Source organism: Sorangium sp. So ce1504 (genome assembly GCF_051521635.1).
Lineage (GTDB): Bacteria > Myxococcota_A > Polyangia > Polyangiales > Polyangiaceae > Sorangium > Sorangium cellulosum_B.
Genome location: NZ_CP150365.1, coordinates 6,765,926 through 6,791,402 on the forward strand (window position 1 = coordinate 6,765,926; position 25,477 = coordinate 6,791,402).

A 25,477-nucleotide genomic window follows, 5' to 3' on the forward strand; every position below is an offset into this window, starting at 1 on the left:
CGCGCGTCGCGAGGCAAAGCGCCTCACCCCCGCAGGCGGATCCCACGCCGGGGCGCGGGCTCAACCCCCGAGCGACCTGAGCCGCGCGCGCAGCATCAGCGCCCCGATGAGGTCTTCCTCCGCGTCGCTCCGGCGCGACCAGCCCAGCGAGAGATAGCGCAGCAGCTCGCCGAACGTCGGTCCGGCCAGCGCCGCGCTCGTGCCGCCGCGGACGACCCAGAGCTGCTCGCCGTCGGCCCCGAGCGCGACGACCGACCGCTGGGCCGCGCCGCCGCCGAGCGCCGAGCCCGAGAGCCGCGCGATCGGGTAGAGCTGTCGCGCCGCCGCCGCCTCCCAGCCCGGCTCGCGGTCGTGGGCGAGGAGCTCGCCCTCGCGGAGGAAGCGCAGCGTGCCCTCGACGGCGCCGATCGCGAGCTCGCGGTAGAGGTCCTCCGGATCCGCTGGATCGGCCCAGTCGTACGCGCGCACGAACGCCGCATACGTCGCCGGCGGGGCGACGCCGCGGACGGGCGGCGGGGACGCGGGCGCGCCGCGGCCGTCTTCGCGGCGGAGCACCCGGTTGAGCCGCGCGACCTCGTCGGCGATCGACCCCGGCCCCGGCGCGACGAGGTGCACCTGGACGCGGCGCTCGGGCGCGAAGAGGCCGCCCATGAGCGCGCCCAGCACCGGGGCGCCCAGCTCGGCCGCGAGGAACGTCGAGCCGCGGTGCGGCCGGATCGCCCGGTCCATGGCCTCGCGCTCCTCCGCCGCGGTCGCGCCCTCCGGCAGGTCGACGTCGACCTCGACGATGTCGCTCCGGTCGGGCGCCTCCACGCCGGCCTCGACGCCCTCGTCCCCTTCCCTCACGAAATGGCGGACGAACCCGCTCGCCTCGAAGCGCCAGCCGTCGTCGTGGAGGACGTCCTCCGAGAACACGAGCGCGAAGACCGTCGCGCCGGGGTGGCCGAGCTCGGCGGCCGCGTCGAGCACGGCGACGGGCGGAGAGAGCTCGTCCTCGAAGAGCTCGGCGAGGTGGTCGAGCTCGTCGTCCCCGCCGCCGGCGGGATCGCCGCTCGAGTAGAACGCGGCGGCGTGCCCGGGCAGGCCGGGGAGCGGCGCGATGAACAGGCGCGGCGAGGCGACGTCCCAGCCACCGAGCGCCACGGCAAAGCCCTGGGACAGCGCGCGGTCCGGGATGTCGGCGGGTCGAAAGATCAACGCAGCGAACGTGGTGGCCATGGGGCGCTCAGGGTAACCCGATCTCCGGCCCGCGCTGGCGTCCGTCGCGCCCAGCGCGCCTTCATGACCGCTTCCTCAAGTTCTTCCTTATCCGGGGGCGCAGGCGGCCGCCACGGCAGGCGGCCGCGTTTTACTCGAGCGGCGAGCCGCCGCGCTCCGCTGGGGCCTTGGACGCGGCGCGGCGCATCGGGTAGAGGAGACGCCATGCTCGGAAAATCCACCCTGTCCGTCGGTGAGACAGCCCCTGATTTCAGCCTGCAATCGCAGAAGCGGGAGACGGTCAAGCTCTCCGACTTCCGGGGCAAGAAGACCGTTGTCCTGTTCTTCTATCCCAAGGACGACACCCCTGGATGCACGGCGGAGTCGTGCGCGTTCCGCGACCATTACGATGCGTTCGCGGAGGCGGGCGCCGAGGTCCTCGGCGTGAGCGCCGACTCGGCGGGGTCTCACCAGCAATTCGCCGACAAATACCGCCTGCCCATGACGCTGCTCAGCGACCCTGGCGGGGAGACCGCCGCGCGCTACGGCGTCAAGTCGCTCTTTGGCCTCCTCCCGGGGCGCGTGACGTTCGTCATCGATCGCGACGGCATCGTTCGACATGCCTTCTCCTCCCAGCTCCGCGCGACCCGCCACGTCGACGAGGCGCTCGCGGTCGTGAAGCAGCTCGAGGCCTCGCGGCGCGGCTGACGCGCGGCGCCGCGCCCGATCTCCCGGCCAGCCACCGTCGTTGACGCCCCCCGGAGGGGCGTTATGGACACCCCCAGGGCGGGGCCATCGCACGCCTCCGCCGGGGGAGGCGACGATGAACCATGGATTGAGGACCACAGCGACGCTGCGGGCCGCCGCGATGGATCCTGCCCGATCGGGGGCCGCGTCGGACACGCTGCTGCTAAGGCGGGTGGTGCTATCGACGGGAGGAGTCGGATATTTCGAGCACGAGGCGCGCGTGCGCGGCGACGCCGAGCTCCGGCTCGAGGTGCGGCTCGATCAGGTCGACGATGTATTGAAGAGCATCGTGGTCTATGACGATCGCGGCGTGACGGGGAATATCACGCTTCCCGGGAGGGAGCCGCTGCGCGATCTGTTCCGCGAGCTCCCGTTCGACGAGGGCGCGCTCGAGTCCGAGGCCGCCCTGCTGAACGCGCTCCGCGGCGCCGAGGTGCGGACGCGAGGGGTGCAAGGGGCCATCGCCGGGCGGATCGTCGCGGTGACCACGGCGCAGGCGGCGCTGCCGCACGGCGGCTCGGAGGACCGGCACCGGCTCTCGCTGATGTCGGAGGGCGCGCTGAAGCAGGTCGTCCTGGAGGAGCTCGAGAGCGTGGAGCTCGTCGAGGAGCGGCTGCGGCAGCAGGTCGGCGCGGCGCTGGTCGGGCTCTCCAGCCGGCGGGAGCGCAACCGCCGCGAGCTCGTCGTGCGCACGGCCGGCGAGGGCGAGCGGGTGGTCCGCGTGGCCTACGTCATCGAGGTGCCGCTCTGGAAGACGACGTATCGGCTCACGGTGCCGGAGGACGCGCAGGCGAAGACCGGGGCGCTCGCCGGGTGGGCCGTCGTCGAGAACCAGAGCGGCAGCGACTGGCAGAACGTGGATTTCACCCTGGTGTCGGGGGACCCGGTGACGTTCCGCCAGGCGCTCTACGAGATCTATTACGTGGCCCGGCCGGAGGTGCCCGTCGACGTCGCCGAGCGCGTGCTGCCGCGGCTCGACGAGGGCGCCGCGGGGCTCGCGGCCAGGGCGGCGCGGCGCATGGGCTACCGCGCCGGCGGGGGCGCCGACGAGGCCCGCGCGCCCGCCGCGGCGGTCACCGTGCCCTCCGAGAAGGTCGAGCCGGAGCCCGCGGAGGCGGCGACGCAGGTCGTGTTCCACTTCCCGGCGCCGCTCACGATCGCGAGCGGGCAGACGGCGCTCCTCCCGATCGTCCAGCGCGAGATCCCGGCAGAGCGGCTGTGGCTCTATCAGCCGGAGGCGAGCGCGCGCAGCCCGCTCGCCTCGGTCCGCCTGAGGAACGACGGCGACACGACGCTCCCGGCCGGCGCGATCACGGTCTACGAGCGCTCGAGCCGGGGGGTCGTCACCTACGTCGGCGACGCGCGCCTCTCGCCGCTGCCGCCGGGCGAATCGCGGATCGTGAGCTTCGCCGTGGACCGGAAGGTGCGAATCGACCGCGAGGAGCGGGGCGAGGAGGTGTTCTCGCGCGCCAAGATCCAGGGCGGCATGCTCGAGATCGTCAGGACCGCCCGCAAGGTGACGGTCTACACGATCGTGGGCGCGGCGCGCGAGCCGCGCGTCCTGCTCATCGAGCACCCGCGCATCGCCGGCTGGGATCTCGCCGAGCCCAGGGAAGGCGTCGAGGCGACGCGCGACCGCTACCGCGTCCGGCGCGAGGTCGCTGCGGGGGAGACGGCGCGCGTGACCGTGGCGCTGGAGCAGCCCATCTCCCACACGGTGGCGCTCACGGGCCTCTCCGGCGAGCAGATCGGGGTGGTCCTGTCGTCGCGCGAGATCCCCGAGGCGCTGCGCGCGGCGCTCGCGCGGCTCGCGGAGCTCAAGGCCGCGGTCGCCGAGAGGCAGCGCGCGCTCTCGGCCCTCAAGTCCGAGATCGAGGCGCTGCGCGCCGAGCAGGCGCGCGTGCGCGACAACCTCAAGGTCGTGCCGCCGGGGAGCGGGCTCCACGAGCGCTACCTCAAGACGCTGGGCGAGCAGGAAGACCGGATCGCGGCGGTGTCGGCGAAGCTCCCGGGCGCGCGGGAGGCCGTGGCCAGCGCGGAGCGGGCGCTCGCCGAGTACGTGCGCGGCCTGTCGCTCACGACGTAGCGAAAAGCGGAGGCCGCGCGCGCCCGGCGCTCTCCTGCGCGGCCTCCGCCGCCCTCCTGCGCGGTTGAATGCCACCCACCTCGAGCAAGCGCGGCAAGACGAGCGTTCCGGCGAACGCGGCAGCATTCCGTCGCGAACCTCTGAATTTTTGCGATGCGAGCTGCACCCCACGGAGGGCCGGGCGCGCTGCGCGACAGGCCGATGTGTTCGCCGGAGGCTCGCTCGCGAGAATCGAGGAGGGTATGGGCTCAAGCACGGTTCCCTGGGCCGGGTGGCGCTTCGCGCGATGCGTGGCGCTGCTCTGGATTGTCTATCTGACATGCGCGCTCGGCTGCGCGGCGCCATCGAGCGAGGCGCTCGACGTCGAGGCGCTGGAGGCGCAGTTCGAGGAGCGCGCCCGCGCGGCGCTCCGCGGCGACGACGCGCTCGTGCCCACCCCAGCGGGCTTCGAGCTCGCGGCGAGCCCGTCGCGCGGCGGCCTGACGCTCGCGTTCCCCGCGGACGGGAGCGGCGCCGTGCGGTTCGACCTGCCGGGTGGCCTCGGCATCGAGGTGCGCGAGCGCGGCGCGCTCGGTGAGGTCCAGAAGATCGGCGCTGCCCTCGCGTACCCGCGCGCGGGCGGCTTCGCGCTCTGGACGGCGCAGCGGCACGGCGCGGAAGAGTGGCTCTGGTTCCCCGACGGGGCGCCCGCCGCGGGACCTGTTGCGTCATGGCAGGTCGAGGGGGCGCGCCTCCGCCGCCGTGGCGCGAACGTGGAGGTGCTCGACGCGGCAGGGGAGCCGCGGATCATCGTGGCGGCTCCCGAGGCCTATGCGTCGCCGCGCCAGCGCGTCCCGACGCGCCTGGAGGTAGAAGGCGATGAGATCTCGCTCTGGGTCGAGGAGACGGGCTCGCCGCTCCTCGTGGACCCGTCATGGACCGTCACGGCCGCCTCCGAGGCGACGCTCCGCCACGAGCACACCGCGACGTCGCTTCCCGACGGCAGGGTGCTCATCGCGGGCGGGCGGCGATGGCTCGGCTCGTCAGACCAGTACCACCTCGCCAGCGCGGCCATCTATGATCCCGCGCTCGAAGCGTGGTTGCCCGCCGCTCCGATGAGCCAGCCGCGGTCGGCTCACACGGCGACCTTGCTCGCCGACGGCAGGGTGCTGGTCACGGGCGGCGCCATGAGCGGCGCCGCGTGGGTCGCCACCGCGGAGCTCTACGATCCGACGACCGACTCGTGGATCCCCGCCGCGACCATGACCTCGGAGCGCTCGGGGCACACCGCGACCGAGCTCGCCGACGGGCGGGTGCTCGTCGCCGGGGGCGCGCCGGCTGGCGCCGCTCCTGCTGCCGCCGCCGAGCTCTACGATCCCGTGTCGGACGCCTGGACGCCGACGCCCGCGGCGCTTGTCGTGCGCAGGGAGCACGCGGCGACGCGCTTGCAGGACGGCCGCGTGCTGGTCGCCGGAGGCAGGATCATAGGAGCCAGCGTGGTGTCGAGCGTCGAGATCTACGATCCCGCGACGGGCGCGTGGACCCCGGGGCCGGACATGCTCCGCGCCAGGTGGATGCTCACGGCGACCTTGCTGGAGGACGGTGACGTGCTGGTGACCGGCTATGACTGGGAATCCGAGGCCGAGACCTACGATCCGGAGGCCAACGCATGGACGCTCGCGAAGAACAAGATGAGCTTTCGGCGCGGCTGGCACACGGCGACGCGGCTGTGCGATGGGCGGGTCTTCGTCTCTGGCAACCAGCCGCCCGACCTTTACGATCCGAGCACGCGGACCTTCTCGACAGCGCCCAGGAGCGAAGTGAGCCGCGGCAGCGCCACGGCGACGCTGCTCCCGGATGGACGGGTCCTCGTGGTCGGCGGGACTTCGAGCGCGCCGGGCGCCGAGATCTATGACCCGTCGGTCACGCCCTCGGGGACGCAGCTCGGCCCCCTGAACGCCTTGCGGAATTACGCGAAGACCGTGGAGCTGGAGGACGGGAAGATCCTTGTCGCGGGCGGCAACGCCGGTACGAAGACAACCGAGATCTACGATCCATCGAGCACGACGTTTTCCCTGGCGGCGCCTTTGAACTTCGAGCGGGCTCTCCCCGACCTGACACGCCTCGCCGACGGCAGGGTGTTGATCAGCGGGGGCCGCTTCGATGATTCCGAGGCGGATCTGTACAACGAAATCTACGATCCGGCGGCGGATGCCTGGACGCTGGCCGCCCCCGACGAGGAGCGTCGATACAACCACACGGCGACCTTGCTCGGAAGCGGCGACGTGCTCATCGCGGGAGGCGCGGTGATGGACTACCCGATGGAGCCGTTCCGCGTCCGCAGGACCGGATCGGCCGCGCTGTATCGTCCAGCCGACGACACCTGGGTCACCGTCGAGCCGATGAAAGCAAGCCGGGCGGAGCACGCGGCGACGCTGCTGAACGACGGCAGGGTGCTGGTCGTCGGCGGGATACAGGGTTTCGACGATTTCGACATCTCGACCGCGGAGCCGCTCGCCAGCGCCGAGATCTACGATCCCGCGACCCGGCGCTGGTCTCTGGTGGCGCCCATGACGGTGCCTCGGGGCAAGCCCACGGCGACGCGGCTCCTGGACGGTCGCGTGCTCGTCGTCGGGGGAGCCGCGGAGACCTACGACCCGGTGACGAACGTCTGGACTCCCACAGGGTCCATGAGCCAGCTGTCGGGTGTCAGTCATGTTGCCACGTTGCTGACGACAGGCGAGGTGCTCGTCATTGCAGGGACGACGGCGCAGATTTACAGCCCCGCGACGAACTCCTGGACACCTGCCCCGTCGACCTTGCTCTCGCATGGCTATTCCACGTCCGCGCTCCTGCCGAGCGACCATGTCCTCATCGTCGGCCCCAACTGGGACGCGGAGCTGTACGATCCTCGATGGCACGGCCCCGGGGACAACGGCTGCAGCACGGGCGCTGGCGGAGAGGGCGGCGCTGGCGGCGGTGTTCCCGGTGCAGGAGGCGGGGGCGGCGCTGGCGGGAGTGAGCCAGGAACTGGCGGCGTCGGCGGCGGCGAGTCCGGTGCTGGCGGCGCTGGCGGGAGTGAGCCCGGAACTGGCGGCGTCGGCGGCGGTGAGTCCGGTGCTGGCGGCGCTGGCGGGAGTGAGCCCGGAACAGGCGGCGTTGGCGGCGGTGAGTCCGGTCCTGGCGGCATGGGCGGCGCTGGCGGCGGTGAGCCAGGAACTGGCGGCGCTGGCAGCGCTGGCGGCGGTGAGCCAGGAGCTGGCGGCGCCGGCAGCGCTGGCGGCGGTGAGCCAGGAACTGGCGGCGCTGGCAGCGGAACGTCCGCAACTGGCGGCGCAGGCAGCGCCGGTGGCGGTGAGTCCGGTCCTGGCGGCATGGGCGGCGCTGGCGGCGATGCTGGCGCCGGAGGCGAGGGTGGCGGCTCGGCGAGCGGAAGCTCGACGAGCACCACCGCCGGCGCTGGCGGCGATGGCGGCCCCGGGACGGCGACCGCATCCAGCAGCGCTGCAGCCGCTGGCGGCGATGGAAACCCGGGTCCGACGAGCACCTCGAGCGGCCCCGGAGTGGACGAGCCGGCAGACACTGGCTGCACCATGGGGCAAGGGGCGTCCGGCAACGGCGCGAGCGCCTTCTACCTCGCTGTGATCGGGGCCGCTCTCCGGCGGAGGCTCCGCCGCTCCAGGGCGGCAATCCCGCGGTGAACTCTGATCGCCGGCTGCTCCCGCTGAACTGAATAGCGCGGCGCGTTCCCTGCCGCGACCGCGGCGCCCCTGGAGCTGAAGTTCCGCGTCCACCTCGGCTTCGGGTCGATCCCAGCGGTGCAGACGCTGCGGGGTGTGGAGCGGGTGATCTGCGAGTCGCGCGAGGAGATCGCGGCGCGCGAGCCGTAGCGCCGCGGGCCGAACGGGCCAGGGAGATCCCATGGCCCTCGCTCCGCCGAGCAGGCCTATCGATGGCCCTCGCGGGCATCCTCGGCGCAGCGGGCGCCGCGCCGGTAGTCGGCCAGGGCCTCCAGATAAAGCGCGCTGAACCGATCGGTGGAGAAGGGATTCTGGCTGGTCACGAGGTTGCAATCCCGCTGGGCGTAGGCGCTCCCGGGGAATGCGGCCTCGTGCTCGTAACCGTGATCCTCGAGCTGCTCACCGATGCCCCGGACCTGGGCGTCGGCCCCCATCACGAAGGTCTCGATATAAAACTCCTCGAACGACGAGACCGACGTCACCGTCCGACCGCTGAGCGGATGCGGCTGCCGCATGCGGGTGAGCACCGCCGGTGCGTGGCAGATGAGCCCCACGGGCTGGTGTTTCCCGCCAAAGTGAGCGAGCAGCGCGTGCAGATCCGCGTTGTCGAGCAGGTCGACCATCACGCCCTGTCCGCCGGGAACGACGATGCCGTCGAACGAGTCGGCCGCGGCGCGCGCCGCCTTCAGGCTGAGCGGCGCGCGGACCTCCGGGGCGCGCTCGACGAAGCGCTGCGCTTGCGCGCGCCGCGCTCCGTCTCCCCAGTACCGCTCGTCGAGGCTCTCCGGGTCGATCGCCGGGGCGCCGCCCCCGTCGGTCGCGAACACGACCTCGTGCCCCGCGCCGGTGAGGGCCAGGTACGGTTCGTAGAACTCGCCGAGGAAGGTGCCGGTCGCGCGCTTCGAGCTGTCCGCAAGCGTCTGCTCTCGAGCGGCGCTGAGGACGAACAGGATCTTCCCTCTGGGTTTCTCTGCCACCGGGCGCTCGGGGAACACGGGGTGGAGCCTCGGCGCCGCCGCGCCGCACGCGACCAGCGCCGGGCCGGCGAGCACGACCGCGAGGCCCGCGATCAGCGCCGTCCTTCGGGCCGCGCCCCGCGGCGCTCCGCGGCGCCCCGGGCCGCGCGTGGGTTCCGTTGCTGGGCGTTCGCCGTCTCGCTTCGTTCGTTCCGTCGTCATGCGGGAGACCATGACCAGCGGAGCGAGATCGCACCTTGACCTAGGTCAAGAAGCCGCGGTCCTGGTCGCGGCGCGCTTCAGGCGGCTCAGGGCCTCGGGTGTGATGCCGAGATATGCGGCGATGTGGTAGTCGGGCACGCGGCGCGCCACGGCCCCGTGCTCTGCGAGGAACGCGCGATAGCGCTCGGCGGCCGGATCCATCAGCAGCGACGCCTCGCGGCGCACCTTCTTCAGGTACACCCGCTCGACGATCCGGCGGCTCACCCGCTCCCAGTAGATGTCGCGCTCACAGAGCTCGCTCAGCCGCGAGTAGGGCGCGACGAAGAGCTGCATCGGGGTCAGCGCCTGGATCGTCAGCCGGGCGGGCTCCCCGGTGATCAGCGCCTCCAGCACCGACATGAAGTCTGGCGCGGAGATGAACCCCTTGTTGAACTCCTTCCCATCGCTCCGCGTGTAAAACATCCTCGCGATGCCGGAGTTGACGAGCGCCACCGAGTCGCTCGCTTCGCCCGCCCGCACGAACGCCTCGCCCTTCCTGAGGCTCTTCCCGTGAAACAGGGTCGCGAAGGCGTCGAAATGCGGCGCCGGCCGGGCGTCGAGCGCGGCGACCATGCGCGCGAGCGCCGCGACCTGCTCCGCGCGCGAGAGCTGCACCATGGCAGGGGAGCCTAGCACGACGCTCCCGGAGTTCGTCCCTGGCGCCGCGCAGAGAATGGTCCAGGCGACGATCCGGGCCAGCCGGACTCCCGAGGCGCAGCCTCGCGCAAAATCCGCGACGCCGCGCACACGCGCTTCGTCAACGCGGCACGAAGGCCGCGCGCCACGCCGCGCCGCGACGAACGCTGGCATACCGGCACCGACAAGATGAGAGACGGTGCACCGCTCCCCGTCTCCCGCAGCGCCTCTACCGGAGGCGAGGGGGAGACGGCGCTCCGGAGGAGGGCGAGTCCGACGACGACCTGTTGACCTTGCCCGGTTATTTGCCTATCGTTGCGGATCGCATCCGTGCCGCCATACCTCCGGGAACATTTCGACCCGGGAGGCTTCGAAACGATCTGAAACCAACCGTCAACAACCGAGGTAGGTATGCGAAACCTAACCCAGGGCGCGTTATCTGCATTGATCCTCTTAACGTCCGCGGCAGCTTCTGCAGACGAGTTACCGATCGCCGCCACCCTTCAGGAAACGCCCGTTTGGTGCTGGGTGGCAGTATCGGAGATGGTGTTCCGGTACTACGGCGTACCGAACGTGAATCCAATAGGCGACTATCAGTGCGGTATCGTGGGCACCCTAGGTGGCAGCTGTTACAGCGACTGTCGCACCTGCATTTTTCCAGCGGGCCAGATGGCCAATCTTGTGAAGGTCATGGAGGGCTATCCTGCAATCGTTCAACAATCCCTAATGCGACCGGTCCCACAGGTGGATGTGACGCCTCTCGACGGCCCCCTGACGATGGATCAAGCAATCATCGAGATTGACTCGGGGCGCCCGGTGGTCGCAGCCATTACTCCAACCGGGATCCCCAACCAATACTCGCCCGCCCACGTTGCACTCATCGTCGGCTACGACACTACCGCGAGCGTCCCCTCGCTGATTGTGAATGATCCGTACCCGTACCAGCTGGGCGACCTCGGACCTTATGGCGATCCGTACATCGCCCATGGAGCCGTGATGGTGCGCCCTGCTCAGTATCTCATCGGATACGACGCATTCACCCATGGGCTAGCGTGGACTCAGACGGTTACTCAAATTTCATCAGTGGCACCGGGTCCTCATACGAATCCTGACACGACCACGGGAGCAGGCTCGACCACGCTCCCCCAGTATTGCTGCACGCCATATGGGACGCTCGGCCCATACCCGAACCCCGGCGACGTCCACATCGGCGATCCCTGTTACGGCACCGATATTTACGGGAACGTGTATACCGGCCGTGCATGTGAATCCCCAGATCCACCCAGAAGCGATGCCGGCTTCCAATGCGACCTGGGCGACAATCACGACCGACACGATGGCATATTCATGGTTGTCACCACTCTCGGCCTCGCACTCGCCCTAGGTCGAGGTCGATATCGTCAGCGAGCGGGAAGGTCTTCGCCGAGGGCCACGAGCGGGTCCCAGGCGAGCGCGGCGCTCCAAGCGCAGAGCGTGAGCGGTGCTCGGTGAAACCCCGGGCATTCGAGCCGAAGTGCGGCGCCGGCCGGGCGTCGAGCGCGGCGTTCATGCGCGCTGGCGCCGCGACCTGCTCCGCGCGCGAGAGCTGCACCATCGACGGCGAGCCTAGCACAGCGCGTCTTCCGTTCGCATACGCCTTCGTCGTGACTGGCCGGGTTGCATGGGCTAGATCACAGGTGCATGAACCATTCGGCGGTCACAGCGGTCCTTGTCGGCGCTTGCCTTCTCCCTGGCTCTGCATCGGCGCAGGCGGAAGGCGTGCCCCCGGCGGGGAGCCCTCCCCCCGTGGTGTATCCCGGGGAAGGCTGGCCCAACGTGGGGCGCCCTGGCGACCCGGTCGTGAGCGTGGGTGGCCTCTTCAGCTATACTGGCCGCGAGAACGCCGATGACGCCGTGGGCGCCGGCGTCGAGGGCAGCCTCGCGTGGTACGGACAGCGCTCGTTCGCCTGGATAGGCGCCGTTGCGCAGGCGCAGCTCGTCGCCGACCGACCGGTCCACGAGAGGTTGGCGCTCGGTTTCCAGGGTGGGTTCGGCCCGGTCGGCGCCGAGCTCTCGGCGTACACCGAGGGCGCGGGCCGGTCGAACGCCCGAACGTATGGAGCGCAGATCGTGCCCTTCATCGCGATCCCCATCGCCTACGCGGGCTTTCGACTCGCCCTTCCGTTCGACGGGGGGGCTGGCGCGACGATACCTTCTTACGGCACGGAGTACGGGTTGGTCATTGGCTTGAAATTCCCGATCAACCCGAGAGCCTTTGGACATAGTCTTCATTGAGCCGGTTCACAGCCCTGTACGCCGGCCACGCCGTTCTCCGCCCATGCCGCTGGCCCGCGTCCGCTTTCCGCTCCTCGAGCGTCACCTCGGCGGCGACGAAGATCGCCTCGGCCAGCTCCTTGGCTGGACACGCCTGCCTGGCGCGCTCGCTTGCTCCCGTGCCCTTGCACGTCGGCCGCTCGATCGCCGCCGCACGCCGCGATCGGCCCCGCCGTCCGTTGCTCCTTCGCTACAACGAGGTATCCGCTCCGCGGCCGCCTGATGTCCGCAGGCCGCAGCGCTGAGGCTCGAAAATCTCGGTCACGCCCCTCGCGGAGCGGCCCGCCGGTGTGATAAGGCTGGCCGCCGGGGGCAGATCCAGCAAGGCGCGTCGCGCATGCGCCTTGCACGGGGCCCCCGCGAGCGGCGCATACGTCGCCAGGAGGCTTGAGATGGACGAGAGGGTTCAGCGGTACGTGGACATGGCAGTAGCGCTCGGGGTGAGCGTCGGCGGGAAGATCGTGGGCGCGATCCTCGTCTGGGTCATCGGCCGCATGATCGTCCGGGGGCTCCTGTCGATGATGCAGCGCAGCTCCGCGCTGAAGAAGCTCGACACGACGCTGGCTCATTACCTGGAGTCGGCGGCGTCCGTGCTGCTGAACATCCTGCTCATCATCGCCGTGCTCAGCGTCTTCGGCGTCGAGACGACCACCTTTGCCAGCCTGCTCGCCGCGATCGGCATCGCCGTCGGCATGGCGTGGTCCGGCCTCCTGTCGAACCTCGCGGCCGGCGTCTTCATGATCCTCCTGCGCCCCTTCAAGACAGGGGATTACGTGACGGCCGGCGGCGTGACGGGCACCGTCCACTCGATCGGCCTCTTCGCGACCACCCTCGATACGCCCGACAACGTCCGCACCATCGTGGGCAACAACAAGATCTTCAGCGACACGATCCAGAACTTCAGCACGAACCCGGTCCGCCGCGTCGACTGCACCGCGCAGCTCGCCCACGGCGCGGATCACGAGGCGGCGATCACGCGGCTCAAGACGCACCTCGCGCTCATCCCCAACGTCGCGAAAACCCCTGCGCCCAGCGTCGAGATCCTGGATTTCACCCTCGCCGGGCCCGTGCTGGCCGTCCGGCCCTTCTGCCACACCGATCACTACTGGGACGTCTACTTCGCCACGACCAAGATCATCCGCGAGGAGCTCGGCAAGATGGGGCTCCCGGTCCCGAGCCAGCACGTGCACATCAACCAGCTCGCGGCGGCGCCTGCCCACCGCGCCGCAGGCTCGGAGATTCACCCGACGGCCTGACGCGCTGTCGATCGCGCGTCGGCCGCGCGCGCCCTGCCCCCGCGCGCGGCCGCGCGCTGCTCGGCAGCCCTTGAGGCCGGCGGGCGGATCCTCTCCGCCCGGGCGGCGCGCCCGCTGTCGGCGCGCCACCGCAACATGCACCTTGAGGAACTGGTACCTTCCGCCGCCACGCTCAGGGCGATCGCCACCGCCATCATCCTCCTCACCGCGGGTGGTCTCGCGAGCAAATGGGCGTACCGGCTCGCCGTCACGGCCCTGACCAAGACGCACCTGGATCAGGCGCTCGCGCGGTTCCTGGCGTCGATGCTCCGCTACACCGTGCTCGCGGCGACGTTCATCGCGTCGATGGAGACGGTGGGCATCCACACGACGAGCCTCGTGGCCCTGGTCGCCTCGGCGGGGCTGGCGGTGGGGCTGGCGCTGCAAGGGAGCCTGAGCAACTTCGCGAGCGGCGTCCTCATCCTCTTCTTCAAGCACTTTCAGCTCGGGGACAAGGTCGCCATCGGGAGCCACAAGGGCATCGTCGAGGACATCGGGCTCTTCAACACCACGCTGGTGTAGACGGACAACGAGAAGATCGTGATCCCGAACGCCGCGGTGACCAACGGCCCGATCGTGAACTACTCGGATCGAGGGCTTCTGCGCGGCGCCGTCACGCTCACCGTGGAAGGCCGGCTGCGCGATCTCGAGCCGGCGATGGAGGCCCTGGTGCGCGCCGGCAAGCGAGCCAGCGGCGTGGCGCGAGACCCGGCCCCCACCGTTTTCCTGACCGACATGGAGGACGGCTCGCTCGACCTCACGCTGACGGCCTGGTACAGCGCCGTGGAAGAGGACGGGAGCATGCACAACCTCCGCGTCGCGGCGCTCGATGAGCTCGACGCGGCCGGCGTCGAGCTGATGAACCGGACACAGCTCGTCCTCCACCAGCGAAGCAAGGGCCCGTCCTAGTCAGCCCGGGCGTGGGGTCGAGCGGGCGAGGCGCCGAGACGACGCCATCGAGGCCCTTGCGCCCGCGCTGGCCGGAGCGCATGGTCGCTGCATGAGCGTCGAGGAGCGCGTCGCGGCGGAACGGCTTGTCCTGGCCGCAAACGAGGCCTTTTACGAGGCGTTCCGCGCCGGGGATCACCAGGCGATGTGCCGGGTGTGGGCCGAGCGGGCGCCCGTGGCCTGCGCCCATCCCGGCATGGAGGCGCTCTCGGGGCGCGCCAGCGTGCTCGAGAGCTGGAGCCAGCTCTTGCGCCAGACCTCGCCCCTGCGCATGCGCTGCCAGGGCGCCTCGGCGCACCTCTTCGGGGACTTCGCCTTCGTCACGTGCTACGAGGCGAACGGCGACGAGCCTGCACACCTGTGCGCGACCAACGTGTTCGTCCTCGAAGACGGGCAGTGGAAGATGGTCCACCACCACGCGGGTCCGCTCTCCGCGCCGCGGCCCGAGCGGTGGGCGCCCGCTCGCTCCCGGCTCATGAACTGAGAGGATGGCCGGCGCCGGGGAGACCCGCCATGATGCCGCGGATCTCCTCTCGATGGATCGCGCGGCTCGTTGACGAACTCGTCAAGGAAGCGGCCGGAGGATCCTGTCGAAGACGGCGTCTCCGACGCGCTTGCCCTGACGGATCCCGCGCACGCCATCGAACCTCCAGTGGACGCCCAGGTAGATGCGGCTGACCGCGTTCTCCCAGGACGCCTCCTCGAAGCTGGAATAGCAGCGCGTGATCTCGGGGCGGACATTGCCCCGCTCGTCCGTCGTTACTCCGTTGTACTCGTCGGACATGAAGCAGAAGGGGATACGATCCGTCCCATGATAACGGGTCAACACCTGGAACATGGCAGCCCCGAAGCTCGCGTGCCCGGAGGTGTACGCCGGGAACGCTGGGGTCATGCGCGGCGGGCCCTGGTTGCTGCCAGGAGTTCCGAGGGGCGTCCACCTCCTGTCAGCCACGGTGAGCGAGTTGCCATCCCTGTCGGCCCGACGGATCGCGACGATCGGCCGCCAGAACTCGTAACGGTATTTCGTCTCCCACGTGGCGATGGCGGCGTCGGCCAGCGCGACGTTGACAAGCGCAAAGTAACGAGCGTTCTCGATCTCCGAGTTGCACTCCTCGACCGCGAGGACCCGCGCGATCTGGTTGTAGAGCCGGGGCGGCTCACCGAGGCGCTGGGCGGCGTCATACGACCAGAAGATCCCGATGACGGTCTGCTCCGGCGTGCGTGCGGTCGGCATGTCGAGGAGGATGGAGTACGGCTCGTACCTCGGGACGATCGAGTTCACGGCGTCGAAGATCGCCGCATGAACGATCGCGAGGGCCCGTGAGACGCGCGTCGGCCCGCGCTGGTCCCGCCCGCGTGCGCGGGAGGAGTCCTCTGCGACCGCGTCCAGAGCGACGGCGTTCCAGTCGAGGACCGCGTCCCTGTCCGGCGGATCTCCCTGCGCTTCCGGCAGGTGCGCGGACGCTGGACCTCCGAGCAGAGAGGCAGTCAGGGCAGCGAAGGAGATGGACGCCCACCTCGCGGCTGAACAGTTCATTCACGCTCCTTGGTTCGAATCCTCAAGAATGGCCATCCAACACGATGGCCCTCGATCGTCGACTGGATGGGGGGCCATCCAGCGACGAGAGGCATGCATCAACAACCTCGGCGAGCACGAAGCCCGTATCTACCCGTGCGACACCGGCCACCGCACGCAGGCGAGCACGGCCTCAGGGGGCATGTGGGCCGTGCGCCATCGATCGCTGGTCACTGCTCGGCGGGAGCTCTCTCTCTGCAATCGCCCGGAATCGAGCACACACCCCGTGTACCGGACGTCGCTCTTCGTTCTGGTCATTCGCCAGGATGTCGTGTGTTGTATCAAACCAAAGCTATCAGGCAGAGCCGATGCGCGCAACCATACGACACCGTGCGTCCCAGGCTCAGCTGGGTCGAACCGTGGTGGGCACAGGATCGGAGCCTGAACGGTATCCGTCCGCGTTGGCCAACATTCACTGTCGCTCGCCGAGGAGCGGTCTCCACGCGCATTCGTCCGGCAAGAGCGCCCAGATGACGTCGGCGTTCGGGCGAAACGCGATCTCCCGCAGGACGCGGGGTGTCGAGATGCGATCCATCCTGAACATTCGCGGCTCGTTCTTTCCCGTGTCCAGGGCGAGCACGTACCAGACAGGGCTCTGGATCAGGAGGCCGTGCGGCTCCACGCGTCGCCTCGACGCCCTCCCCTCGCGGTCTTGGTAGTCGAACCCGAGGCCGACGCCGGCGGAGAACGACTCCTCGAAGAGCCTCACCAGCTCTGCGGGGGGCGCCCCGGCTCCGGCGCGCACTGGCCCGCTCGCCGGATCGCCGACGATGACCCTGCGGCAGAGGGCGCGCAGCTCTCGCGCTCGTTCAGGAGGAAGGCTGCTGAGCAGCTTGGCCAGCGCGGAGCTGGCGGCGTCGCTCCACGGAAGGTCGCTCGCGGCCTGAGAGAGGCGCGCGGAGAGCCAGAGCGTCACGATCTCTGCGACCGAGAGGTGCACGGCGGTGACGCCCCGGCCGGCATCGAGCCGGATCCCCCCGCCGGGGCCGGCCTCGCCCTCGATGCGGAGGCCGCGCTCCCTCAGCGTCGCGAGGTCCCTGCGCACGGTGCGGGCGCTGACCCCGAGCGCCGCGGCCAGCTCGCCGACCGTCGTCGCTCCCCGCGCGCGAAGCAGGTCGGAGAGCTCCATGACCCGGACGGCGCGCGACATATGGTGACAGAATCTGTCAGGGTCTCGCGCTAGTCAACGCCCATGTCCAACGTGGCGAACACCTGGCCAATCGGCCTCGGCGTCCTCACCGGCAGGTACCCATGGCTGACCGGCTGAAGGACCTCTTCGACGAGCGGTGCGTCCGCTCGATCGCCCGCAACCTCCGCTCGGCGCACCCTGGCCTCGACGAGCGCGGCTTCGCCCGCGACTGCCTGGCGGGCCTCTCCGATCTGGAGCTCACGGGCCGCGCCTCCCACATCGCGGACGTCATGCACCACCACCTGCCGCAGCCCTTTCCGGAGGCCGCTCGCGTGATCGTCGCCTCGCTCGGGCCCGAGCTCGATCGGAGCGACGCGTTCGGCCTCGCGCCGCTGCAGTACATGCCGCACGTGTTCTATGTGGCGAAGCGCGGTCTCGATCACTTCGAGGACGCGATGACCGCGCAAGTCGAGCTGACGAAGCGGTTCTCCGCCGAGTTCAGCATCCGCGCGTTCCTGACGAGGTACCCCGACGCGACGCTCCGCCGGCTCCGCACGTGGGCCGCCGACCCGAACGTCCATGTCCGGCGGCTCGTCTCCGAGGGGACGCGCCCACGGCTGCCGTGGGCCCCGCGGCTCCGCGCTTTCCAGCAGGATCCAGGCCCGGTCATCGAGCTGCTCGAGCTCCTGAAGGACGATCCGGAGCGCTACGTGCAGCGCTCCGTCGCGAACAACATCAATGACATCGGCAAGGACCACCCGGACATCGCGGCGAGCCTCTGCCGGCGTTGGCTCGAGGGCGCGCCGCCCGGGCGGCAATGGATCGTGCGCCACGCGCTGCGCTCGCTCGTCAAGAAGGGTGATCGCGGCGCGCTCGACGCGCTCGGCTTCGGCGCGGCGCCGAGCGTCGCGATCGCTTCGGCGTCGCTGTCCCCGCGATCGGTGAAGCTCGGCGGAGAGCTCCGCTTCTCCTTCGAGCTCGCGTCGACGGCCCCGCGCGACCAGGAGCTGATCGTCGACTGCGCCGTGCACTTCGTGAAGGCGAACGGCGCGACGCGGCCAAAGGTCTTCAAGCTGCGGAAGCTCGTCCTGCCGCCGTCGGGTCGGGCCGAGATAGCCGGCAAGGTCTCCTTCGAGGAGATGACGACCCGCCGTCACTATCCCGGTCGCCACAGCATCGATGTGATGGTCAACGGCGTGGCGCACCCGCTGGGGCAATTCGAGGTGCGCCGGTGACGCCGTCCTGACGCGCCCTCCCCGACGATCGACGGGCCTCATCCTGCGCTGGACGCGCAGGGGACGGCCGCGCGCGCTTGACCGGCTCGCATCGCTCGGCTTCCATGGTCTATCCGATGCTCCGGATCCGCGCCGCGCAAGTCGACGTCCTGACGGAGGCCACGTTCGAGCGCGGCGTCGCCGAGCACCTCCGCCGGTTCTTCCCCGATCGCTGCGCCGCCCTCGGCGACAGCGGTTTGCTCGGGTTCGTCCGCGAGGGCCTCGCCAAGGCCCGGCGGATCGGGTTCTCGCAGCCGGCGCACGCCGGCCAGTTCGTGACCTTGATGCTCGTGCTCGGCCGCGACTTCGACGTCGATCCGCTCCACCCGTGGGCGGGGGAGATCCTGCGCGATCCCGCGCTCGCGCACCCGGGCACGCGGATCAGCGCCCTCTGCAACGAGGCGTCCCGGCGCTTCGACGGAGGCGCTCCGTGAGCCAGCTGATCGGCGGCGCGCGCGATCAACTCTGGCAGGCGGTCGAGAACGGCTGGTGGCTCGCGCAGGTGGCATACCGCCGCTGCACCCAGCACGCGACGCCGCAAATTCAGGTCCAGCACCCCCAGCTCGTCTACTGGGATGGGGGCTCGACGCCGGCGCGCGCGCAGGTCGACCTCTCGGTCGATCCGGCAGGCTTCGACGGGCAAGCGACGCTCACGTGGAACACAGGCCTCGCGCAGGTGTACGACGCGCTGGCCGGCGGCAACCAGCTCGTGTCCGGCGCGGCCGTGCACCCCAGGCACTGGAACGGCAACGTGCCCCTCTACGTGGAGCCGCTCGGCGTCGGGAAGGTCACGCTGACGTTCTCGCTCGCGGCGACCGGCACCTACTACGTCAACGCGCCCGGCACCGTCAGCGGCGACGTGGACGTGGTCCCGCTCGAGATCGAGATCAAGGCCCAGGACGGCTCGGATCCGGTTCCCTGGGTGCTCGCGCAGAACAAGCGCACCTACAAGGCCGTGCTGACGCCGGCGATCGGCGGCGGCCAGTTTGTTTGGACTGCAGACGATCCGGCGGCGCTCGCCGACATCCGCAGCGCCGGAGACACCGCCACCGTCAAGGCCGCGGGGGACGGCGCCGGCGTCATGAAGCTCCGCGTGCGCTTCACGGACGGCGGCCGCAGCGTCGACACGAAGCTCAAGGTGACCATCGTCCAGCTCCGCATCAAGGACGACGACAAGCACGGTGATGCGAAGAAGCACGCCCTCCTCGGCGAGGTGGACGCGCCGCGGCGGTTCGCTGCCGTCTTCGAGCCGGCCGGGCCGGGGACGAAGTTCCACTGGAAATCGGCAGGGGCGCAGAGGTGCGGGCTCGACCACCTCACGGTGCGCACGGACGTGGCGACGATCGATCCCCGCGACACGGGCCTCGCGAAGATCCAGGTGACAGCGATGCTCGATCTCGAGCCCCGGGATCAGATGGCCACCGTCCACCACGATTTCACGATCGTGGACGTGGCCATCAAGGGCGGCGACGGTCGCGCCGCGCCGCCGGTCTCGGTGCTGCGGTACATGAGGCACACATGCAAGGCCGTCCCGAAGCCGGCGGTCGCGCTGGAGGGATACGCCTGGACTGCGGGCGGCCCGCTCGTCGTCGTGGGAGCGGGCGGCGAGGCCAGCGTCGAGCTCGCGGGGACGGCGAAGACCACCAAGGAGGCGCCGGCGTCGCTCACGCTCGCCGCCACGCTCGACGGGCAGACCACGACCAGGCAGATCCAGATGGCCGTAACCGACATCTGGGTGGACCCCGAGATGACGCATGCCGCCGTCGACACGGAGCGAGGCACGACGGCCTCTCTCACGGTGCGGGGCGCGCCGGACGGGAGCCGGTTCACGTGGGAGACCGAGAGCAACGGCGCCACCATCGTCCACCCGGACGACCAGAAGAAGGTCACGATCCGCGCGACCCAGCACGGCGAGGTCGACGTCGAAATCACCTGCGCGCACGAGAACGCCATCCAGCCGCTCACGGCCACGGGGAAGATCGTCTTCGTCGGCGTCGCCATCAAGCACGAGGACGGAGCGGCGGCGGCGAAGGACTTCGTGCTCGCCGGCTCGAAGCGGAAGTACAAGGCGGTGCCGACGCTCGACGTCAAAGGGGGGACGTTCGAGTGGAATTGCGTGACCCCGGAGAGCAAGCTCACCCTCCACTCGAGCAAAGAGACGGCAACAATCACCGCGGGGCGAGAGGCTGCCGATGTCGAGACGATCGAGGTCGCCTTCAAGCTCGGCGGCAGAACCGCTCGAGCCAGGCACGACGTCACCGTCGTCAACCTCGTCATCAAGGACGGCGACGGAGAGAGCCCGGCCAACGTCCATGTCCTCACCGGGCAGCAGCGCGCATTCCGGGCCGTGCTCACCCAGCCGCTGGAAGATGGGGAGTACGCCTGGGCGAAATCGGGAGGCCCGTCCCTTTACGAGTTCGACGCCGATCGCGCGGACGCGATCGTCAGGGCCGCCGCGCAGCGCGACGGGCGCGCCACGATCAGCGTGAAATACAGCGTCGATGGTCAGGAGATCCCTGCCACGCACACCTTCAACGTGGTCGCTCTCGACATCAAGGACGCCGACGGGCAAGCGCAGCCCAGGACCTCGACGCTCAAGCACTTCAAGCAGCAGTACAAGGCCGTCCCCCGATCGGCGACGGCCCAAGGCACCTTCGTCTGGACCGGGGTCGATGGGATCTCCCTCGTCGGTGGCCAGCAGACCGACGTCGTGGAGATCGCCGGCACGCAGAAGACCGGAGAGGGCGAGACGGCTCTTCTGTCCGTCGCGTACACGCTCGATGGCCAGACCATGACCCGGCAGGTGGGGATCGCGTTCACCGACATCTCGGCGCCGCCGGTCGTCGTCGCGCTGGACCCAGAGGACGGCGGGACCGCCGAGATCGAGACTGTGGACACGCTCGGCGAGCCCGGTCACGCGTGGGACTTCTCCTCCAACCCCATCGAGGCCAGCTTCGATGGGGGGAGCAAGCAGAAGAAGATCAAGGTCAAGGCCAAGAAACCGGGCGTGGTCGAGCTCGGCCTCACGTACACACACGCGCTCGCCATCGGCGCCCTGACGGCCAAGGGCGTGGCGGTGTTCGTGCGCGAGCGCATCAAGAGCTTCACCGCCGAGATCGACGCCGAGACGGCTGTGGCAGAGGACGCCGGCGCGGACGAGAAGAAGGCCAAGGTGCTGCTCGGGTTGGACAGCGATCCGGACGTGTGGAAGGTCGGCTGGGTGGTCGCCGAGGCCGAGGGCGAACCCGCGCGGCTCGACGTCGCCGGCCTGCCCGCGGGCGAGGGCGAGCACACGTGGAAGCCAAAGGGCGGCGGCTACATGAAGATCGCCGACGTGCAGCCTGACGGGGATCACGGCGAGAAGAAGAGCAAGGTGCTCCTCAAGGCCCGTCCCAAGGCCGGCGACGCGGGTCCTCCAGCCGACCCAGGTCACGAGGACGACGAGGTCGTCGCGAAATACACGCTTGCCAGCAAGGGCGCGAAGGACAAGCTCGCGGTGGAGGTCCACCGTCATGGGTGCTCGGCGATCAAGTGGCACCGCAAGGGGAAGGACAACGTCGAGGAGAGCGACCGGATCGCCATTTGCGAGCACAAGGCCACACCGCAGTGGGACGGGGAGGATCGATGGACGGCGCCACCGGGCGGTGATGGCATCGGCATTCTCTCCTCCGGAGGACATCAGCACGGAGGCCGCTGCCCCGTCTGCTCCGGCGCCTCCAGCGAGAGCGCCAGCACCTCGCCACGCCATGTCTGGCACCACGTCCCCGGCAGCGCGCGCGCGCTCGCCAAGGCCCGCGCGCTCGCGGACGCCGTGCGCCGCTTCGCCCGCGACACGGACGACAAGGACGCGGATTACGTTGGGTTCCTCACGGACGCGCTGCTCGACTACGTCCGGCCCCTGAAGAGGGGTAGTACGACGAAGCGGGTCAACAAGGGCAAGATGCTCGGGGTCCTTGTCGGCAAGGACGGGACGGGTGGCGACGTCTGGCTCTACGCGCTCTCCGGGGATTGGACGGCCGACGGCGGCTGGTCCGGCCCCATCGGCCTCGGCGGCAACATCAAGAAACAGCGGACCGTCAGCAACTTCGACGGCACCACCACGACCTACGTGAAGACCCAGGCGCCGTTCAACACCGAGGCGATGACGGATGGCTGGGGAAAGCTCGGCCGGTGCGCCGCGCAGGTCCTTCTGAGGAACGCCATCGGCCGCGGCCTCAAGGACATCGAGCTCGCCGAGGTGTGGCTCGACGTCAAAAAGGATCTGGGCACATCGGGCTTCCAGCACCAGCACGAGATCGGATCCTGCGAGCAGTGCCGCCGCTGCCTGGGGCGGCTCCTCTGCGAGGTGGGCGCCTGACCCGCAGGCACGGAGAACGTTCATGAACCTCGTCGACCGTTGCATCGAGTTCTGCACCTCGCTCGATCCCGATTTCAGCCGCGCCCTCCGCGGCTCGACCCTGGATCAGATCGCCGAGCTCACCCGGGCGATGGGCCGGCCGCCGAGCGCGGTGCACCTCGCCTTCCTCGAGCGCATGGGCGAAGACACGGGTGCGTTGAAGCTCGGCCTCTACGCCACCTCCCCGCGCGAGATGATCGAGCGGCGCCCGGACATGCTCGAGGACATCCCGGAGGGCGTGGAGCCGTTCGCCGTGCCCATCGGCGACGACGAGGAGGACATCTTCCTGCTCGGCGGCGACGATCCCGAGGTCGTGCGCCACGACGGCGCGCCCCTCGACGACGAGGGGCGGCTCGATCTCTCGCGGACCGAGCCCGTCGCGGGCTCGCTGTCGGAGCTGATCTGCCTGCCCGTCCTCAACGCGCGCCTCGCCACCCGGCTCCCTTTGCAGGCGATGTACACCGAGCGGGAGCTGCGCCCGGACACGCTGGCACGCTGCCGCTGGCTGGCCGGCCTGTTCGGGTTCGAGCCGTACTGGTTCTCCAATGCCCACACCTTCGCGGCGAAGCGAGGCTCGTTGATCCTTGTCGCCAAGCAAGCGCCGGAGTTCTATCTCTCCGTCGGCCTCGCCGGGAGCGACGAGGCCGACTGGGGGGTCGTGTCGCGCACCCTGCAAAGGGAGCTGGAGCTCGATCCCTATCGGTGACGTGACCCGTTGAAGGCGAAGGGGCAGGTGCCCATGAGAGTGCGGGCGCCGCGCAGAGCCGTTGCGCGGGTCGGGGTCCGCGTCTATGAGGCGGGAGATGAAGGACTGGGAAGCGCTCTTCGCAAAGAAGCTCGAGGAGACCGACCTCGGCAAGGATCCGGCCCATGATCTGGCGCACTTCGCGAGGGTGGTCGCCACGGCCAAGGCGCTCGCGGCGGACGAAGGGGCAAGGCTCGAGATCGTCGTCCCCGCGGCGTGGCTGCACGATCTCGTCAACGTCCCCAAGAACGACCCCAGGCGCTCCCAGGCGTCGCGGCTCTCCGCGGAGGAGGCGCTCTGCTTCCTGCGGAGCGTGGAGTACCCCGAGGCGTTCCTCCCCGACATCGCCCACGCCATCGAGAGCCACAGCTACAGCGCGGGGATCGAGCCGACGACCCTCGAGGCCAGGGTGGTCCAGGACGCCGACCGCCTTGACGGCCTGGGCGCGATCGGGATCGCCCGCTGCTTCGCCGTGGGCGGCCTGCTCGGCGTGCGGTTCTACGATCCCGGGGATCCGTTCGCCGAGCGGAGGCCGTGGGACGACCGGGTGAACGCGATCGACCACTTCCACGTGAAGCTGTTCAAGACCGCCGAGAGCCTCACGACGGCGGCAGGGCGCCGCGAGGGCGCGCGACGCGCGGAGTTCATGAGACAGTACCTCGCTCGCCTCGCGCTGGAGATCGGCGGCGAGATGGCGCCTGACGTTATCTGACGTCAGCCCGCGCCGGCGACCGTCACCGCGGCCGCCACGGCGACCGGGATCGTGAAGTTGTCGTCCATCCGCGTGGAGAACAGCTCGGTCGCCGCCCCGGCCAGGCCCGCGACGGCGGCCAGGAGGAGCCGCGAGGAGAGCGACGCCGGGCCGAGCGCCCACATCACGACGAGGGCGCTCAGCGCGCCCGCCGCGAAGAAGGCGAGCGTGCCCTCCAGCGAGCGGCCGTCGCGCAGCCGCGTGCGGCCGAAGCGGCGGCCGATGAGCGCCGCCGCCGGGTCGGCCACCGCCAGCACCACCACGGCGAGCGACTGGCTCAGCCGCGTCCCGAACAGCGCCAGCAAGAAGAGCGCTGTCACGTACCAGGTGGACGAGTTCACCCGGTAGCGCTCGTGCGGGTGCGCCACGAGCCGGAAGACCCCCATCAGCCGCTCGTTGACCCGCTCGCTGACCCGGCGGGCGATCTCCATCGACCACACCGCCACAACGAACGCGCCGCTCGCGGCCACGAGCCAGCCGCGCTCCGGCAGGAGCTGGATCAGCCCGAGCACCGAGAGCCCCGAGCCCACGTGCCACAGGCTGCGCACATGGTTCGTCGGCCTGACGCTCGGCGGCGCGGCGACCACGCCGCGCAGCGTCAGCAGCAGCGACTCGTAGGCAGGCTGCACCTCTCGCTGGAACGCAATCCACGCCGCCTTGGGTGAGGGTGTCCCGGTCGGGGTCGCCCGCTCGACCGCCGCGAGCAGCACGCGGAGCCGCTCGCGGAGCCGCTCGAGCCTGCCCCCGGCATCGTCGCGCTCGGCCGCCACGACGAGCTCGCGGAGCCGCGACGCCACCCGTTCGACCCGGGCGCGAACCTCGGGTTCGTCGTGGAAGACGAAGACGGCGGGATCGACCTGACGCAACAGTACGCAGAGCTCTTCGGAGACGAGCTTGGTCTCGACGTGCAAGGCGTGGATCACGTTGGGTTTTGCGAAGATAATCCCCGGGGGTCGGGCGCCATGTCAGCGCTTCGTCATACTGGCACCCCGCGCGTGAGCTGGCTCGCGGCGCCAGCCCTGCATGAGTCCGCACATCACGAGCTCGCACCCCACGAGCCGGCGCTGCACGACGCGCCGCGCGAGTCCGCACCCCACGAGCCGGCGCTGCACGACGCGCCGCGCGAGCCGACCAGAGGCCGTCCAGGTCCCGGAGCGGATCGCGGGCGCGACAACCACCCTCCTGCCCACCCCGCGGCGACCGAGGGAGCCGCTCGGCTCGCCTCGCGAGGACGCATGACACGGCAATTCATGGATTCATGCAATGCGCCAGCAAGGATTGCTTCTCTATTCCATTCTGGTCTCGGCGCCGCGTGACTCGCGCTCTGCGGAGCGCCCGGACGAAATTGCATGAGAGGCGCCTTACGACGCCGGACAGAGCGAGAGCCGTCGCGCTTTCCCTGCGCGCACGCTGGGGCTAGGTTGCCTCGCGCCGCGGATTCGACGGGT

20 protein-coding genes are annotated in these 25,477 nt (G+C 70.2%); 14 read left to right on the forward strand and 6 right to left on the reverse strand.

Annotation, left to right across the window (positions count from 1 at the left end; genetic code table 11):
• Positions 1-60 precede the first annotated feature (60 nt).
• The gene (locus WMF39_RS25270) at positions 61-1,218 is read right to left on the reverse strand and encodes a hypothetical protein (RefSeq protein ID WP_437739040.1); all 1,158 of its coding nucleotides are present in this window, start codon (positions 1,216-1,218) and stop codon (positions 61-63) included.
• 204 nt (positions 1,219-1,422) lie between these two features.
• On the opposite strand from WMF39_RS25270, the gene WMF39_RS25275 reads away from it, so the two are divergent.
• The 3 genes from WMF39_RS25275 (at position 1,423) to WMF39_RS25285 (ending at position 7,710) form a co-directional block, all read left to right on the forward strand.
• Positions 1,423-1,905 carry a peroxiredoxin gene (locus WMF39_RS25275; RefSeq protein ID WP_012237250.1) on the forward strand — a complete coding sequence of 161 codons (483 nt, stop codon included), beginning with the start codon at positions 1,423-1,425 and terminating at the stop codon, positions 1,903-1,905.
• A gap of 115 nt (positions 1,906-2,020) precedes the next feature.
• On the forward strand, positions 2,021-4,030 hold the full coding sequence (locus WMF39_RS25280) for a DUF4139 domain-containing protein (protein ID WP_437739041.1): 2,010 nt from the start codon (positions 2,021-2,023) through the stop codon (positions 4,028-4,030).
• 242 nt (positions 4,031-4,272) lie between these two features.
• The gene (locus WMF39_RS25285; protein ID WP_437739042.1) at positions 4,273-7,710 is read left to right on the forward strand and encodes a kelch repeat-containing protein; all 3,438 of its coding nucleotides are present in this window, start codon (positions 4,273-4,275) and stop codon (positions 7,708-7,710) included.
• Positions 7,711-7,955: 245 nt separating this feature from the next.
• Here the strand turns inward: WMF39_RS25285 and WMF39_RS25290 are convergent, their stop codons facing one another.
• Positions 7,956-8,927 carry a type 1 glutamine amidotransferase domain-containing protein gene (locus WMF39_RS25290; RefSeq protein ID WP_437739043.1) on the reverse strand — a complete coding sequence of 324 codons (972 nt, stop codon included), beginning with the start codon at positions 8,925-8,927 and terminating at the stop codon, positions 7,956-7,958.
• 45 nt (positions 8,928-8,972) lie between these two features.
• A complete protein-coding gene (locus WMF39_RS25295) occupies positions 8,973-9,584 on the reverse strand; it encodes a Crp/Fnr family transcriptional regulator (RefSeq protein ID WP_437739044.1) in 612 nt (203 codons plus the stop codon).
• Positions 9,585-10,379: 795 nt separating this feature from the next.
• Between WMF39_RS25295 and WMF39_RS25300 the strand changes: the two genes are divergently transcribed.
• From WMF39_RS25300 to WMF39_RS25325, 6 genes are all read left to right on the forward strand, one after another.
• The gene (locus WMF39_RS25300) at positions 10,380-11,093 is read left to right on the forward strand and encodes a C39 family peptidase (protein WP_437748029.1); all 714 of its coding nucleotides are present in this window, start codon (positions 10,380-10,382) and stop codon (positions 11,091-11,093) included.
• Between the two features lie 354 nt (positions 11,094-11,447).
• Positions 11,448-11,876 (forward strand): hypothetical protein, encoded by a 429-nt coding sequence (locus WMF39_RS25305; protein ID WP_437739045.1) that lies wholly within the window; start codon positions 11,448-11,450, stop codon positions 11,874-11,876.
• A gap of 431 nt (positions 11,877-12,307) precedes the next feature.
• Positions 12,308-13,171: a mechanosensitive ion channel family protein gene (locus tag WMF39_RS25310; protein WP_437739046.1), complete on the forward strand. Its 864-nt coding sequence runs from the start codon at positions 12,308-12,310 to the stop codon at positions 13,169-13,171.
• Between the two features lie 135 nt (positions 13,172-13,306).
• Positions 13,307-13,732: a mechanosensitive ion channel family protein gene (locus tag WMF39_RS25315; protein WP_437739047.1), complete on the forward strand. Its 426-nt coding sequence runs from the start codon at positions 13,307-13,309 to the stop codon at positions 13,730-13,732.
• 18 nt (positions 13,733-13,750) lie between these two features.
• Complete coding sequence (locus WMF39_RS25320) at positions 13,751-14,119, forward strand: hypothetical protein (RefSeq protein ID WP_437739048.1); 369 nt, start codon at positions 13,751-13,753, stop codon at positions 14,117-14,119.
• Between the two features lie 91 nt (positions 14,120-14,210).
• On the forward strand, positions 14,211-14,642 hold the full coding sequence (locus WMF39_RS25325) for a nuclear transport factor 2 family protein (protein ID WP_437739049.1): 432 nt from the start codon (positions 14,211-14,213) through the stop codon (positions 14,640-14,642).
• A gap of 81 nt (positions 14,643-14,723) precedes the next feature.
• Here WMF39_RS25325 and WMF39_RS25330 read toward each other — a convergent pair whose 3' ends face one another.
• The gene (locus WMF39_RS25330; protein WP_437739050.1) at positions 14,724-15,695 is read right to left on the reverse strand and encodes a vanadium-dependent haloperoxidase; all 972 of its coding nucleotides are present in this window, start codon (positions 15,693-15,695) and stop codon (positions 14,724-14,726) included.
• 451 nt (positions 15,696-16,146) lie between these two features.
• The gene (locus WMF39_RS25335; protein ID WP_437739051.1) at positions 16,147-16,884 is read right to left on the reverse strand and encodes a helix-turn-helix transcriptional regulator; all 738 of its coding nucleotides are present in this window, start codon (positions 16,882-16,884) and stop codon (positions 16,147-16,149) included.
• Between the two features lie 101 nt (positions 16,885-16,985).
• Between WMF39_RS25335 and WMF39_RS25340 the strand changes: the two genes are divergently transcribed.
• The 5 genes from WMF39_RS25340 (at position 16,986) to WMF39_RS25360 (ending at position 23,990) form a co-directional block, all read left to right on the forward strand.
• The gene (locus WMF39_RS25340; RefSeq protein ID WP_437739052.1) at positions 16,986-18,098 is read left to right on the forward strand and encodes a DNA alkylation repair protein; all 1,113 of its coding nucleotides are present in this window, start codon (positions 16,986-16,988) and stop codon (positions 18,096-18,098) included.
• A 104-nt stretch (positions 18,099-18,202) separates the two neighbouring features.
• Positions 18,203-18,571, forward strand: coding sequence for a hypothetical protein (locus tag WMF39_RS25345; protein ID WP_437739053.1), 369 nt, complete (start codon positions 18,203-18,205; stop codon positions 18,569-18,571).
• On the forward strand, positions 18,568-22,494 hold the full coding sequence (locus tag WMF39_RS25350; RefSeq protein WP_437739054.1) for a hypothetical protein: 3,927 nt from the start codon (positions 18,568-18,570) through the stop codon (positions 22,492-22,494). Before WMF39_RS25345 ends, WMF39_RS25350 begins: the two co-directional genes overlap by 4 nt.
• Positions 22,495-22,516: 22 nt before the next feature.
• Positions 22,517-23,239, forward strand: a complete 723-nt coding sequence (locus tag WMF39_RS25355) for a hypothetical protein (protein WP_437739055.1) — start codon at positions 22,517-22,519, stop codon at positions 23,237-23,239.
• 97 nt (positions 23,240-23,336) lie between these two features.
• Positions 23,337-23,990, forward strand: a complete 654-nt coding sequence (locus WMF39_RS25360; protein WP_437739056.1) for an HD domain-containing protein — start codon at positions 23,337-23,339, stop codon at positions 23,988-23,990.
• Between the two features lie 2 nt (positions 23,991-23,992).
• On the opposite strand, the gene WMF39_RS25365 is transcribed toward WMF39_RS25360, so the two are convergent.
• Complete coding sequence (locus WMF39_RS25365; protein WP_437739057.1) at positions 23,993-24,952, reverse strand: diacylglycerol/polyprenol kinase family protein; 960 nt, start codon at positions 24,950-24,952, stop codon at positions 23,993-23,995.
• Between the last annotated feature and the right edge of the window lie 525 nt (positions 24,953-25,477).